At 49.7% G+C, this 13,164-nt stretch carries 14 protein-coding genes and 1 pseudogene; 4 read left to right on the top strand and 11 right to left on the bottom strand.

The window, feature by feature from the left end:
- Positions 1 to 779: 779 nt before the first annotated feature.
- The 3 genes from sopA (at position 780) to A8O29_RS00740 (ending at position 3,896) form a co-directional block, all read left to right on the top strand.
- A complete protein-coding gene (gene sopA, locus A8O29_RS00750) occupies positions 780 to 1,946 on the top strand; it encodes a plasmid-partitioning protein SopA (protein ID WP_125354880.1) in 1,167 nt (388 codons plus the stop codon).
- A complete protein-coding gene (locus A8O29_RS00745; protein ID WP_125354882.1) occupies positions 1,946 to 2,926 on the top strand; it encodes a ParB/RepB/Spo0J family plasmid partition protein in 981 nt (326 codons plus the stop codon). Before sopA ends, A8O29_RS00745 begins: the two co-directional genes overlap by 1 nt.
- 610 nt (positions 2,927 to 3,536) lie before the next feature.
- A complete protein-coding gene (locus A8O29_RS00740; protein ID WP_125355846.1) occupies positions 3,537 to 3,896 on the top strand; it encodes a DNA methyltransferase family protein in 360 nt (119 codons plus the stop codon).
- Positions 3,897 to 3,945: 49 nt separating this feature from the next.
- On the opposite strand, the gene A8O29_RS00735 is transcribed toward A8O29_RS00740, so the two are convergent.
- Complete coding sequence (locus tag A8O29_RS00735) at positions 3,946 to 5,478, bottom strand: IS3 family transposase (protein ID WP_125355569.1); 1,533 nt, start codon at positions 5,476 to 5,478, stop codon at positions 3,946 to 3,948.
- An 89-nt stretch (positions 5,479 to 5,567) separates the two neighbouring features.
- Here A8O29_RS00735 and A8O29_RS00730 point away from each other — a divergent pair, with 89 nt between their 5' ends.
- Positions 5,568 to 6,908, top strand: a complete 1,341-nt coding sequence (locus A8O29_RS00730; protein WP_125355571.1) for an ISNCY family transposase — start codon at positions 5,568 to 5,570, stop codon at positions 6,906 to 6,908.
- Between the two features lie 583 nt (positions 6,909 to 7,491).
- Here A8O29_RS00730 and msrA read toward each other — a convergent pair.
- The 10 genes and pseudogenes from msrA to A8O29_RS22655 form a co-directional block, all read right to left on the bottom strand.
- On the bottom strand, positions 7,492 to 7,986 hold the full coding sequence (msrA, locus tag A8O29_RS00725; RefSeq protein WP_001567377.1) for a peptide-methionine (S)-S-oxide reductase MsrA: 495 nt from the start codon (positions 7,984 to 7,986) through the stop codon (positions 7,492 to 7,494).
- Entirely contained in the window at positions 7,976 to 8,437 is a 462-nt protein-coding gene (gene msrB, locus A8O29_RS00720; protein ID WP_174081191.1) for a peptide-methionine (R)-S-oxide reductase MsrB, read from the bottom strand. The genes msrA and msrB overlap by 11 nt, the downstream gene beginning before the upstream one ends.
- Before the next feature lie 23 nt (positions 8,438 to 8,460).
- Positions 8,461 to 8,598: a hypothetical protein gene (locus tag A8O29_RS00715; protein ID WP_021243014.1), complete on the bottom strand. Its 138-nt coding sequence runs from the start codon at positions 8,596 to 8,598 to the stop codon at positions 8,461 to 8,463.
- Between the two features lie 67 nt (positions 8,599 to 8,665).
- Positions 8,666 to 9,178, bottom strand: coding sequence for a DUF417 family protein (locus A8O29_RS00710; protein ID WP_125355972.1), 513 nt, complete (start codon positions 9,176 to 9,178; stop codon positions 8,666 to 8,668).
- Between the two features lie 30 nt (positions 9,179 to 9,208).
- Positions 9,209 to 9,469 carry a DUF1471 domain-containing protein gene (locus tag A8O29_RS00705; protein ID WP_125355974.1) on the bottom strand — a complete coding sequence of 87 codons (261 nt, stop codon included), beginning with the start codon at positions 9,467 to 9,469 and terminating at the stop codon, positions 9,209 to 9,211.
- Positions 9,470 to 9,681: 212 nt separating this feature from the next.
- Positions 9,682 to 10,239 carry a TetR/AcrR family transcriptional regulator gene (locus A8O29_RS00700; RefSeq protein WP_125355976.1) on the bottom strand — a complete coding sequence of 186 codons (558 nt, stop codon included), beginning with the start codon at positions 10,237 to 10,239 and terminating at the stop codon, positions 9,682 to 9,684.
- A 96-nt stretch (positions 10,240 to 10,335) separates the two neighbouring features.
- Positions 10,336 to 10,602 carry a YdgH/BhsA/McbA-like domain containing protein gene (locus A8O29_RS00695; protein WP_001567383.1) on the bottom strand — a complete coding sequence of 89 codons (267 nt, stop codon included), beginning with the start codon at positions 10,600 to 10,602 and terminating at the stop codon, positions 10,336 to 10,338.
- Between the two features lie 327 nt (positions 10,603 to 10,929).
- Complete coding sequence (locus A8O29_RS00690) at positions 10,930 to 11,904, bottom strand: GlxA family transcriptional regulator (RefSeq protein WP_125355904.1); 975 nt, start codon at positions 11,902 to 11,904, stop codon at positions 10,930 to 10,932.
- Between the two features lie 128 nt (positions 11,905 to 12,032).
- Positions 12,033 to 12,812, bottom strand: a complete 780-nt coding sequence (locus A8O29_RS00685; protein WP_125355906.1) for an MBL fold metallo-hydrolase — start codon at positions 12,810 to 12,812, stop codon at positions 12,033 to 12,035.
- Between the two features lie 247 nt (positions 12,813 to 13,059).
- Positions 13,060 to 13,149: pseudogene (locus A8O29_RS22655) on the bottom strand (VapC toxin family PIN domain ribonuclease); the annotation flags it as partial.
- Positions 13,150 to 13,164: the final 15 nt, after the last annotated feature.

Below are 13,164 nucleotides of genomic sequence, written 5' to 3'. Positions count from 1 at the left end.
ATTGAACTCTCTGAATACAGTGGATAATACACTGACTATAGCGGTTAGACTACGATCCACATCTTAAAATCACTCCCTACAGTGGATATAGACCACTATAGAAAGTAATTCGCATTATACGATTAAAATAAAGGGCTTTCAGATAGGTAACTCATTGATTTATCCACAACTGATGCACCTTCCACTGTCCCCAGTGGTTAGCTATTTCACACTGTAGTGGATAGATTACTGCCTATAGTGGATTCAATGCATGTCTTAGCGGTTAATCTACAAGATACAGTGGTTACCATACTCTCCACAGTGGTTTAAAAAACGTGTAATCATATGTTTTTAATAAAGAAATAGAGACCGGGATCTCTTTTGATCTCCTTAGGATCATAAATGGATCTGATCTATGATCTAAAACTTGGATCGAACCAGTGGATAAGTGGATATCTTTTGCTAAAGTGCGTCCGTAGTAAATTTACCTTCTCAACACTTACGCTTCCTCACCGTTCGCTCGCTCTGCTCGGTCACTTGCTGCGGCGAGCGCTTAGAGATTTCTAACTCAGGATGATGATCAATTTCATTGCTCTTAAAGCGTCATCGCATAACTTAACTAATCTGCATTCTTACCATCAAACCAACCACTATAGAGAGTAAACAACTACAGCAGATCGCTTGTTCTTTATGCTTCCCTAATACATTACAATTATCTCAACTTTGCACCAAACAACTTGCTTTGCAATTTAATACAAGATTTAATATATATATGCAAAGTTGAACACAAGGAACATTCTATGGGGTTGATGGATACTCTTGACCAGTGCATTGCCGCTGGTCATGAAATGACAAAAGCGATTGCCGTTGCTCAATTTAATGACGATAGTCCCGAAGCTAGGAAAATTACACGCCGCTGGCGTGTAGGGGAAGCAGCTGACCTAATCGGTGTTTCTTCGCAGGCTATACGTGATGCCGAAAAAGCAGGACGCCTGCCCCACCCCGATATGGAAATGCGTGGTCGGGTAGAACAGAGAGTTGGATATACCATTGAACAAATCAATCATATGCGAGATGTGTTTGGTACACGGCTTCGCAGGCCAGATGAAAGTATCCCTCCAGTTATCGGAGTAGCTGCGCACAAAGGTGGAGTTTACAAAACATCTGTCTCAGTACATCTTGCTCAAGACCTTGCTTTAAAAGGGCTTCGTGTCCTTCTGGTAGAAGGGAATGATCCACAAGGTACAGCATCGATGTACCATGGGTGGGTTCCAGATTTGCATATACATGCTGAGGATACGCTCCTCCCTTTCTATCTTGGTGAACGTGATGATGCCTCATTTGCCATAAAGCCTACATGTTGGCCAGGTCTTGATATTATTCCTTCTTGCCTTGCATTACATCGGATCGAAACAGAATTGATGGGACGTTACGATGAAGGGAAATTACCTACTGAACCCCATATGATGCTTCGGCTTGCAATAGAAACCGTTGCTCAGGATTATGATGTCATTGTTATCGATAGTGCGCCAAACCTTGGCATTGGAACGATTAACGTTGTCTGTGCTGCTGACGTATTGATCGTCCCTACCCCCGCAGAACTCTTTGATTACACTTCAGCTTTACAATTTTTTGACATGTTGCGCGACCTATTAAAAAACGTAGATCTTCAAGGGTTTGAACCTGATGTCAGAATACTTCTTACAAAATACAGTAATAATAATGGTTCCCAATCCCCTTGGATGGAAGAGCAAATCCGTGATGCCTGGGGAAGCATGGTTCTCAAAAATGTTGTTCGTGAGACAGATGAAGTTGGGAAAGGCCAAATTAGAATGCGTACTGTGTTTGAACAAGCAATTGATCAGCGCTCGTCGACAGGAGCCTGGAGAAATGCGCTTTCGATATGGGAACCTGTTTGCAATGAAGTATTCGACAGACTAATTAAGCCTCGTTGGGAGATCCGATGATGAAACGTGCACCAATTATTCCCAAATCATCTTCTGCACAACTCACTACTTCTCAAGTTGCTGCACCTGCAGCTCCTATGGTGGATTCTCTTATTGCAAGAGTTGGCGCCATGGCAAAGGGAAACACAGTTAGCCTCCCAGTTTGTGGTCGAGAAGTTAAATTTGTTCTTGAAACGATATCTGGAAATGCAGTCGAAAAATCAACTCGTGTTTGGGCTGGAAATGAGCGTGACCAAGAATTTCTGACCGAAGATGCTTTGGACGATCTAATACCCTCATTTTTGGTTAATGGGCAGCAGAATCCCGCCTTTGGCCGAAAAGTTGGTGATTGCATTGAAGTTGCAGACGGCAGCCGACGCCGCATGACGGCTATCCTGACATCAAGTGAGTATCGTGTTCTTGTTGGCGATCTCGACGATGAACAAATGGATTCATTATGCAAGTTAGGTAACGATTATCGCCCTACAAGTGCTTATGAAAGGGGCAAGCGTTACTCATTTCGTCTTGATAATGAATTTAAAGGCAATATTTCAGCTCTGGCAGAAGCGGAGAATATTTCCAGAAAAATCATCACTCGATGCATCAATACCTCTAAACTTCCTCGTGAAGTGATTGCCCTTTTCTCTCATCCTGGCGAGTTGTCAGCTCGAGCCGGTGAGAATTTAAGTCGCCTTTTTAATGATAACGAGCCGTTATTACAAGCTAAAACTCGAGAATTATCAGAAAAACGTAATAGTGGATTTGTTTTCGAACCTGAAGAGATTATCCAGTTATTAACTGATGTCCTTAAAACGTCGATAGGAGCTCCGTCAGGTTCCCCCGTCAAACGTCAGTTTGTTTCCGGCGCAATTGCCCAGTACAAAGGTAATAAGGTTGTATTCAGTTTGGACCGATCTAAGATCCCACCTCACTGCATTGAACAGATGGAAGAAATTTTAGAGCGTTTGCAAAAAGCTGAAGCAGATCAACTTTCCAAATAAGTTTAACTACTGAGCTGGTTACACAACTGGGACCGTGGTCCCAACCACACAACTGGGACCGTGGTCCCAACCACACAACTGGGACCGTGGTCCCAACCACACAACTGGGACCGTGGTCCCAACCACACAACTGGGACCGTGGTCTCAACCACATAACTGGGACCGTGGTCTCAACCACATAACTGGGACCGTGGTCTCAATCATCTCGCTGTTATGAACATCTTTTATCGAATATTTCCAGCTAGCCGTTGCTTATGGTTAGATCTTCCTTTTTGTTGATTGCTACTTCCCCTCCATACCGCTTATCCGTCGCACCGTGCCGGAAAAAATTCAAGCCGCCTGCCGCTGTACCCGTTCGCATTCCTTCCTTTCCGTCAGTCATTTGTGCTGCGGCCTTGCGTCCGGAGCTGGATTTTTTCCTCATGGCACGTTGCGTCGTGTGCGGTATGGCGGAAGTACACTGCAGGCCGCCGAAAAGGAAGGAACACCAGAATGACGCAGCTGACACTGGATATGCCCGCGCCGGCCATTACCGCCGGGAATTTATCCTCCTGTTCCGCGACACCGCCCGTTATCACCACCGGCATGTGGTTTCCGTGATTTTGCCGAAATGGCCACGCTTTCGGTGCAGAACGCCTTTCTTCGCAGTCCTGATCTGGAAAAAGAGTACCTGGCTCTGGCCGGGCGCTATCAGTCTGATGATGTTCACCGGATGGCGCAGTTGTTGGGGTATCTCACCGGCGCGCTGGAGTGTCGGCCGGGTGATTTCCTAGGTCAGATCTTTATGGAACTGGAGATTGGATCGGACCATATGGGCCAGTATTTCTCGCCTTACTCTTTATCTGTCCTGTTGGCCCGTCTTACCGCCGGCGATATGCTCAGCCAGCTGGAGCACAAGCCATTCATCACGTTTCATGATCCGGCTGTCGGCACGGGTGGCCTGGTGATCGCGTTTGCGGAAGTGTGTTAAGCCTATGCGGTAATGTCCCCTTTGGGGCTGCGGATGTTTTCCTGGACTGTTATGTTGTGATCCCAAGATGCTGTCGGTACTTCACCGGGCTCATTGCACCTAATGATAACTTGATACGCTTCTCGTTATACCAGCGTATGTATCTGTCCAGGAAGCGGATAAATTTTTCCAGTGTTATTCCCGCCCAGTTTCTGCCATAGAACATTTCATTTTTGACCCGCCCGAAGAAGCCTTCACACGCCGCATTATCCGACGAGCATCCTTTGCGCGACATGGACCTTATAAGTCCGGATGTATTGATACGATCAAGCCAACCTGGCCATCGATAATGCCCCCCCCGGTCGCTGTGTATCACCGGTTTTTCATTTTCGTTGAGCGTATTGACCGCATCATCGAGCATGGTATTCACCAGCACCGCGTCCGGGCGTGTTCCTATCGACCAGCTCACTACCTGGCCATCAAAGCAGTCGATAACCGGCGACAGATAGACTTTTCCAGCCGGAAGCTGGAACTCGGTAATATCGGTCAGCCACTTTTCATTTGGCCTGCAGGAACTAAAATCCCGGGCGAGTAGATTTTCCGGTGCCGGGCTGATTTCTCCACAGTAAGAGCTGTATCGCCGCCGCCTCGTACGCTTAACAACGAGCTGTTCTTCTGCCATCAGTCTGCGGACGATCTTCTCAGAAATAACCCTGTTGTTACCACGAAGCATCGCGTGAAGACGCCGGTAGCCATAACAGCGGTAATTCTCTTCAAAGATATCAGCCATGATCACGCGTATTTCCGCATACTTATCACGCAGGCGCTGGCTTGCTTTGTGGTAAAAATAGCAGCTGCGGGCAAGTTGCAGAACACTAAGTAATTCAGCAACGGGATACGTTTCCTTAAGGGCATCAACGATCTGGGTTTTCTCCCTGTTCTTCAGGGTCAGAAGGCTGATGCCCATGTCTTTTTTTATCAGTTCATTCGCTTTTGTCAGTAGGTCACGTTCGAGCTGCAGCTGATGAATCTGTTGTCTGAGGTGCTGGATTTCACCAAGCAAAGCATCCTGATTTTTATCCTGAGGGGCTACGTTACGTTTGCGCATGGATTGATAAGCCTCGTCACTGATAAGGTCTTTCTTCCATTTGTACAGGACCGGAACGCTGACACCTATGTTTTGTGCAACTTTACGCGCGGTTCCGCGCCGGCTGCAGAGCGCCCTGACAGCATGAACTCTCTCTTCCGGACTGAAGCATTTGTTTGTACCTGAACGAATGACCAGAGGACGGCTGTTCGGGTAAAACTCCTGAATCCAGGATTTGAGAACCTCGTTGCTGGGGTAACCGATGGCGCGACGAGTGAACGACAGGCATCCACCGTGCGTGAGGTAATGCTCAACCGCAGCAATTTTCTGAGCGCGTGAATAGCGCTCTCTTGGCTTTAAATCTCTGGGTAAATCACCGGTCTCTTCATAAATCCGAACCCAGCGGCCCAACTGTTTTGTGGACGGATATCCCAGCTCTCTGACGACGACGGAGGTTTTCTTTCCGTATCGGTAATAGAGTTCAACCGCTTTGATCCGGTCTTCGTATGAATGCATAAAGTGACTCCTGAGAGTCCAGGAATTCGTCCGCACCTCCTTTGACCAAATCTGAAATGTCACCCATCGTATTTTGGGGAGGATATTTCATGGCAAAAGAGATAATTAGCATGAGTCACAAAGAGCTCGATCGGCTCCAGATTATTCGGGAGTCGGTCAGCCGCCACATCACTCAGGACCAGGCTGCGGAGCGAATTGGTATTTCGGTCCGGCAGGTCAAACGTCTTGTTCAACGATACCGGATTGAAGGTCCTCAGGGCCTGGTTTCCCGTCGTCGCGGGAAACGTCCCAATAATGCTTTCTCGCCTGAGTTTCGCTCACTCGTTATTTCGCTTGTCAGGGATAAATACCCGGATTTTGGGCCCACCTTCGCCAGCGAGAAGCTGCGGGAAATTCACGGGCTGGCGCTATCCGCTGAGACATTGCGTAAGTGGATGGTTGAGGAGGGACTGTGGCGAGAGCGTCGTCGTAAAATTGCCCGTATTTATCAGCGGCGGCAGCGCCGCCCTTGCTATGGGGAGCTGATCCAGATTGATGGCTCTCCGCATGACTGGTTCGAAACACGGGGGCCGCGCTGCACGCTGATCGTCTTTATCGATGATGCTACCAGTGCGTTGATGGCCCTTCGGTTCGCCCCGGCCGAAATCACCCGCGCTTATATGGAAACGCTGCGAGATTATCTCGGCAACCATGGACTCCCTCTCGCCCTGTATTCAGATCGGCACAGTATTTTCCGTGTTAATAACCCGGAAAGGGAAGGTGAGCTGACGCAGTTCACCCGCTCCGTGAAAACGCTTGGCATAGCGCCGATTCATGCTAACACCCCGCAGGCTAAAGGTCGGGTTGAACGGGCTAATCAGACGTTGCAGGACAGGCTGGTTAAAGAGCTGCGACTTCGTCATATCAGTGATATCGAAACGGCTAACGCCTGGCTGCCTGAATTCGTGAAAGATTACAATGACCGCTTTGCATCCCAGCCCCGGGAAGGCGGTAATGCCCATCGGGACATTCATCACACTCCGGAAGAACTGAATTACATTCTCTCCTATCAGGCCCGCCGTGTGTTGTCCAAGAACCTGACGTTCCAGTACAAAACCTGCGCGTATCAGATCCGCTCAGAAGGGCAGGGTTACCGACTCAGGCATGCGCTCGTCACGGTTTGTGAGAATTTTCAGGGAGAGATTACGGTGTTGCACGACAGCCGGGAACTTGGCTGTGAGAAATATGTGGATGGGCCTGAGCCCTTACCTCTTGATGACGAGAAGAGTGTTCATGAGCGGGTTGAGAATGCGCGTTTCGACCTGCGTTCGAAGTTCTATGTTAAACCGGCAGCCGATCATCCTTGGAATACACGCAGAACGCAAAGTATGTCCCCTGTAAAACCACCGAAGTTACCCAGAAAGAAGGCTGACAGGGACAAATCAGGATGAATACGGGACGGATTCACTTACCTGAATAGTCATGCAGTGGGGTAAAATTCTGCCTGTGCGTTTCTGGCGGGTTTTCGGGTGGTTTGTTACCCTTTTTACCGGTTATTCGTCAGAAACGCCCTGAGCGCGTTTTAGCGGTGCGTACAATGAGACCTTTATGTTAAATAGGGGCTTTTGTTGTCCGGAAAAGGCTGAGCAAAAATACGATAAACAGTGTCATACCGGTAAACAGCATGACATAGCCGGCTGTTGGGTTATAAGTCAGACAGAAGGCTGTGCAGGCACTGGGGGCGTATATGCGAAAAAGCCCGGCAAAACACAGACTGGCCGAGAGTCCGTAAAATAACGATCCTGCGATAACGGTCAGCATAATTCTAAACATTGTCCCTTTGTCCCTTTGACCCTTTGACCCTAATCATCCTCATCTTTTTCTAATATGCCCCTTAAAATCAGGATGTTGATTGTTTTGTATGCAAGAAATGGACTAAAGAAATTTGTTTGTGATCCCATTCTCGTTTCTGCATATGAACAAAAAAGCCCCGCACATGGGCGGGGCTGAATGCTGCGAGTCTGCGACGGTGACTTATCCCGGAAGCGTCCAGTCAGGTCGTTCAAAATGGCAGGTATAGCCGTTGGGATTATGCTGCAGGTAATCCTGATGCTCTGGCTCTGCAGACCAGAACTCACCGGCCTGCTCTACTTCTGTCACCACGACTCCGGGCCAGACTCCTGAATCATCTATTTCACGGATAAGCTGGTTTGCCTGCTGCTTTTGCTCCTCTGTGGTGAAAAATATGGCTGAGCGGTAGCTTGAGCCGACGTCATTACCCTGACGAAGTATTGTTGTAGGGTTGTGAATACTAAAGAAATATTCCAGTAGTTTTCGGTAGCTCAGTTTATCCGGGGAATACACCACCTTCACCGCCTCCGCATGTCCTGGGTGGTGCTGGTATGTCGGGTTATCATTACGTCCGCCGGTATAGCCCACTTCGGTGCTGACCACGCCATTGAGTTTGCGGATCAGCTCCTGGACACCCCAGAAACAACCACCGGCAAGGATTGCCACATCAGTTTTCATGCTTATCTCCTTTCTCAAACAGGGGAAGAAATTCACCGTATCCTTCTGTTTCCAGAGCGCCTTTCGGGATAAAACGCAGTGAAGCCGAGTTAATGCAGTAACGTAATCCACCGGTATCCTGTGGCCCGTCAGGGAAGACGTGTCCCAGATGGCTGTCACCGTGACGGGAACGCACTTCAGTACGCACCATGCCGTGACTGAGGTCGCTCAGGTTGCGGACGTTGTTTTCCACTGGTTTGCTGAATGCCGGCCAGCCACAGCCCGAATCAAATTTGTCCTTCGACGAGAACAGTGGCTCACCGGAGACGATATCCACGTACAGTCCGTCCTCAAAGTGGTCGTCATATTCTCCGGTAAACGGGTGCTCAGTGCCGCTTTTCTGGGTGACGCTGAACTGCAGTTCCGTCAGTGCCTGAATGGTCTGTGGGTCTTTTTTATACGGTTTGTTCATATCGCTCTCCTGACAAATCTCACTCACCGGGACGGGTCCTGCTCATGAATAAGATCCAGATAGTGTTTTTCAAAGTCCGGGTTGGCGGGGAGCGACTTATTTTCCAGGTAGCGCTCTAAAAAGTAGCGGGGAGTGATCCCCGCCCGAAAGGCGGCTTCCATGCCTCTCACCATGAACCCGGGAGTGGTGTCATATTTGCTGGCCAGAAATATCAGGCAGCGGCGTAATTCAGGGTCTCCCCATGGCTGACAATGCGTCAGACGAGCGGGGTTTGTGCACGGCGCTGAGTTGCTTCGCCCTCCGGTTAATCAGTGTCCGTCGCAGGTCATGACGCAACAACACCAGTCCAGCCCCAATCAGAAGAACATCCTTGATAATGAAGCTGTCAATGCGACCCAGCTGCGGCAGAAGGCTCAGGGTGACGATGCCGGTGCCTGCTACCATCAGGGCTCCTGCTGCGCCGACTGCCGGCCGGAAAAATCCAACAATCAGGGCCAGAAGGGTGATATTTTCCACCACGCCGAGTGCGTAGCTGAGCCCCTGAACGCCGAGAGCCGGATACAGTGCACCGAGCCAGGTGCCTGGCAGCAGGTGGTGAAGGGCGTTGCCCTCGAAGGCAAACCATTTGTAGGTACCAAACAGGGCGAAGATGAAAATCACTGACAGCCGCAGAACCATAATGTCCAGGCCTGACGTTTTACGAAGTAACCGGCGCAGTTGTGTCTCGACGTTATTTTTCATGGTGTGTGTCCTTTTATTTTCGTTTTGTGTTTATGCAAACAGCGTGGCGCGGGCATGAACGAAACGGGCCTGCTCAAGCTCAGAAATCAGATAAGCGGCAGCGCCATGTTCAAGGGCTTCGCGGATAACCTCCCGCTCCAGCTCATCCACGGAAGACACCCAGCCAACAGAGAGTGTACGGACCGGTACCAGAGCTGCTTTTTCTTCCTCAGTAAGATCGGATTTGATGATGACCGGTCCATGGGGTTTACGGGTGAAGATAGCGATAACGTCGTTGATAAGTGCTTTCATGATGATGCCCCCTGCATGTCTGTTTTATTGTGTTGTCGTGTTGTTAATATTTAATCTACCTACCAGTAGATAGATTGGCAAGGGGTAACTGGAAATTAAACGCAAGGAAAGTCTTAATGTCTTCTGAGGCCCCCGGAATACAGGCGTTGTCAGCGGTGATTTTTTTGAGTGCTGGCTGCCCCGGTTAAACCGGGGCAGCCACAGGCGTGGCTTTACGGGCGGGAGAGTAGCTGAATAAGCGCGCTCATGGTGCGGGAACAGGCATCATGAGGAGGGATCCGATTGAGCATCAGGGCCCCTTTAATGGCGCTGCCGATGATAATGGCCACGTCAGCCGGCTCAGCAGTAAAAGCCAGTTCACCGCTTTCACGACCCGAAACCAGCACACTGGTCAGGATGCGCAGGTCGGTTTGTGCCAGGCGGGAGGTGGCTTTCTGAAGAGGTTCTTCAAACAGGGCGCTGTCGGACAACATCGCGTGAATGCCGCACATCTGGCCGCTGTCGGCGCATTTGAGAAATGCGTCCATATAACCCTGCAGACGGGCTTTACCCGGTGGCAGCTGTAACAGGGCAGCTTCCATTTTCAGCAGGCTGGCCTCCTTGTATTCACAATAGGCAAGCCCGAGGTCGGTTTTGGTCTGAAAATGGTAATGGATACTGGCCTTCCGTATTCCCAGACCGTCAGCGAGATCAGCATAGCTGAAGCCCTGGTAGCCGTTCTGCTGGATAAGGGTATCAGTCAGTTCAATCAGACTGTCATGGGTGGACATAATGTTCTCCTGGCACCTGCGGGTGCCTGTTATTCAGACGCAACTGCGCCCGGAAACCAGAAGGGTTCCGGGCGCAGTTGCGAGGGTAACGGGTATTCAACGATACAGGACAGCGGTACCGGAAAGTTTATTCATGCCGGTGGCACTGGTGATGCGGTAGTGTGTGGCCCCGGCATCAGCGGCTTTCATATCCAGTGAGGCCACCAGGTCATCCAGGGTGGTGAAGCCACCGGAAGATACCACCCCAATTTTTTGCAGCGATGCTGCTTCGCTGCGGGAAACCATTTGCGGGCTGGCGGCATAGCTCAGTGCGCTGGCGGACAGGGCGATGATGGCAAGGGTGGTTTTGATGATGTTTTTCATGATGACGCTCCTGATGTTCTGTTGTGTGTTTTTGTTTGTGTGTCGTGTTGTTGAAATCAAATCTACCAACCAGTAGATAGGCTGACAAGTGTTAATTTACCTTGTCGGGATAAAATGTGATAAGCATCACATTTTATTTATGAGTGATGTTTGGACCGGAAATGTAGCAAAGCCTCTTGTGGCGGGCTTTTAAGGTTCGCTTAATTAGGGGGTTATGGTAAATCTCATTTGTTATGGTCAATGCCTGCTAAGAGCGATAAGGGGACGTTATACAAACACCTTCTCACAGAAAAAAACAGAAAGGATTTAAATTGGTAGAGCTACCACTTATTTCACTTCGACATCAACAGGCGCAGGCCCTCGAAAAACTCTACGCCATTCGCTTGGGCTGATGCTGAATTTCGCTTTAAAGCTCTGCCGAAAAGAGACTGGAGACTGAAAACCCACCATTTCGGATACACTTTCAATGCTATTGTTCGTCGTTTCCAGTAACTCCTGGCTTCTTTGAAGGCGCTCCGAGTTCAGCCAATCACCAAGCGTAGTTCCGGTAGCCTTGAAAAAATGACGCGTTAACGTTCGCCGACTCATGCTAACAAACCCGGCAAGTGAATCGAGACCATGAGGCTTGTCCAGGTTACGGCGCAGATAGTCTATCAGTTCGTTCATTTTGCTATCCCGAGTCGATACCGGGACTGGACGTTCAATAAACTGGGCCTGACCGCCTTCCCGGTAAGGAGGAACAACCATTCTTCTTGCCACGCGGTTAGCTATCGCAGAACCGTAATGGTCACGGATAATATTCAGGCAGCAATCCATACCGGCGGCAGTACCCGCAGAGGTAATCAGACGTTCATCACTGGTATACAGTGAGTTGCTGTCCAGATGAACAGCTGGAAATCGTTCAATGAAGTCCTGTTCGAACTCCCAGTGCGTGGCAGCACGGTGCCCATCAAGTAGGCCGGAATAGGCCAGTACGTAAGCGCCCAGACAAAGTCCCACCACTTCTGCGCCACGCTGCCACGCGTTTATTAACGCATCCAACAGGGCCTGAGAAGGTTTTTCTTCCGGATGATTCCAGTAAGGCACGATAACAATGTCTGCGGTGTCCAGCAGCTCAAGTCCATGCTCCACGTTGATGGAAAAGCCCATATCAGACAGAACGACGCCAGGGTTTTCAGCACAAATTTCGACGCGGAATAAATCCGGTTGCGGCATAGACTGCCCGAAAATAATACAGGGGACGGAAAAGTGAAATGGGCTGAATCCAGCCGTGGCAATCACGGCGACCGTCAATGCAGACATAATGTTAACCTTACCGTAAATGATAGCCCCCGGCTCTCCGGTGGCTAGCACGCTGATTTTAACTGACCAAAGGATAACAGGTGACCAGTAGTAATGGCATTCCTCACCAGGTCAGGTGGGATGGCCTATCAGAAAACCATTGTCTCACCGTCTGCAGGAATCAGAACCTTATCTTCAATACCATGTTCAAGCGTGAACTCGCGAAGTTCAGCGCGGGTAAGAAGGCAATGATTAATCGATTCCATATGAGACGCCACGACGGTCGCAGTCGGCAGCATTTTCAGCGTGCGCAGTGTGTCCTCTTTGCCCATGATAATCGGACCGTAAAGGTCATTGACCGCATAACCGGTGTTCAGCACCACAATCTCCGGTTTGAAACGCTGCAGGTTTCTTGCGTAAGGCTTAACCCAGACCGTATCACCCGCGATATACAGCGTTTTTTCATCATGGTGGGTGAAGACCAATCCACATGCATCACCGAGGAGCTCACCCCACTGAGCATCTGCATACAATTCGTTGCTGCCGTGCTGGCCGTCGGTTTTATAAATAGTCAGGCCGTCTACGAAATAATTTTCATCTTTCAGAACGCGAATGTTGAGAAAGCCCTGAGAGCGGAGAAGTGCCGCATCTTTTTCATCCTGGGTGTAGATAAGCATGTCTTTGGGAACAGCCTGCTGGGCAGCCTCATCCCAGTGATCGGTATGGGTGTGAGTCAGGATAACGGCATCAACCGCCAGTAAATCCTCTACGGCCACTGGCAAGGCAACCATTGGATTGCGCAAGTGCGGGCGTGCATTACCAGCAAAACCGTTCCAGGCTTCTTTTTCGGCCAGCATTGGATCGATAAGGAATTTTTTACCGGCATATTCCAGTACCAGCGTGGCATTGCGGATTTGCGTTAATTTCATTGATTGCTCCAGTCATTAATAAGATTTATTCACCCACCGTATTGGCTGTTGTGCTGCCGGGGGATGCGAGTGGGCTTACTATAAAATGAGGAAGGGATCGGCCGTGATAGACTCTCTGGTCATTAACCGATGAAATCAGGTCAATCGTAATGGCTCAGGTTTTACTGACATTCCGCTGCTGCCAATTGCCTGTTCAGTCCGCTGTTGGCACAGAGCTGACCTTCATCATCCGGCATTCTGTCCGCGGTCAGCGAGCCCACTCTTCCAGCATCAGATCTGGCAGTCGCGCAAACTCTCTCACATTATTGGTCACCAGAATGGCCACAGCCGCTATGGCCTGTTCCCCATTGAT

Source organism: Scandinavium goeteborgense (assembly GCF_003935895.2).
GTDB lineage: Bacteria > Pseudomonadota > Gammaproteobacteria > Enterobacterales > Enterobacteriaceae > Scandinavium > Scandinavium goeteborgense.
The sequence above is the reverse complement of the archived record's forward strand: the minus strand, read 5'-3'. Positions and strand labels throughout refer to the sequence as shown.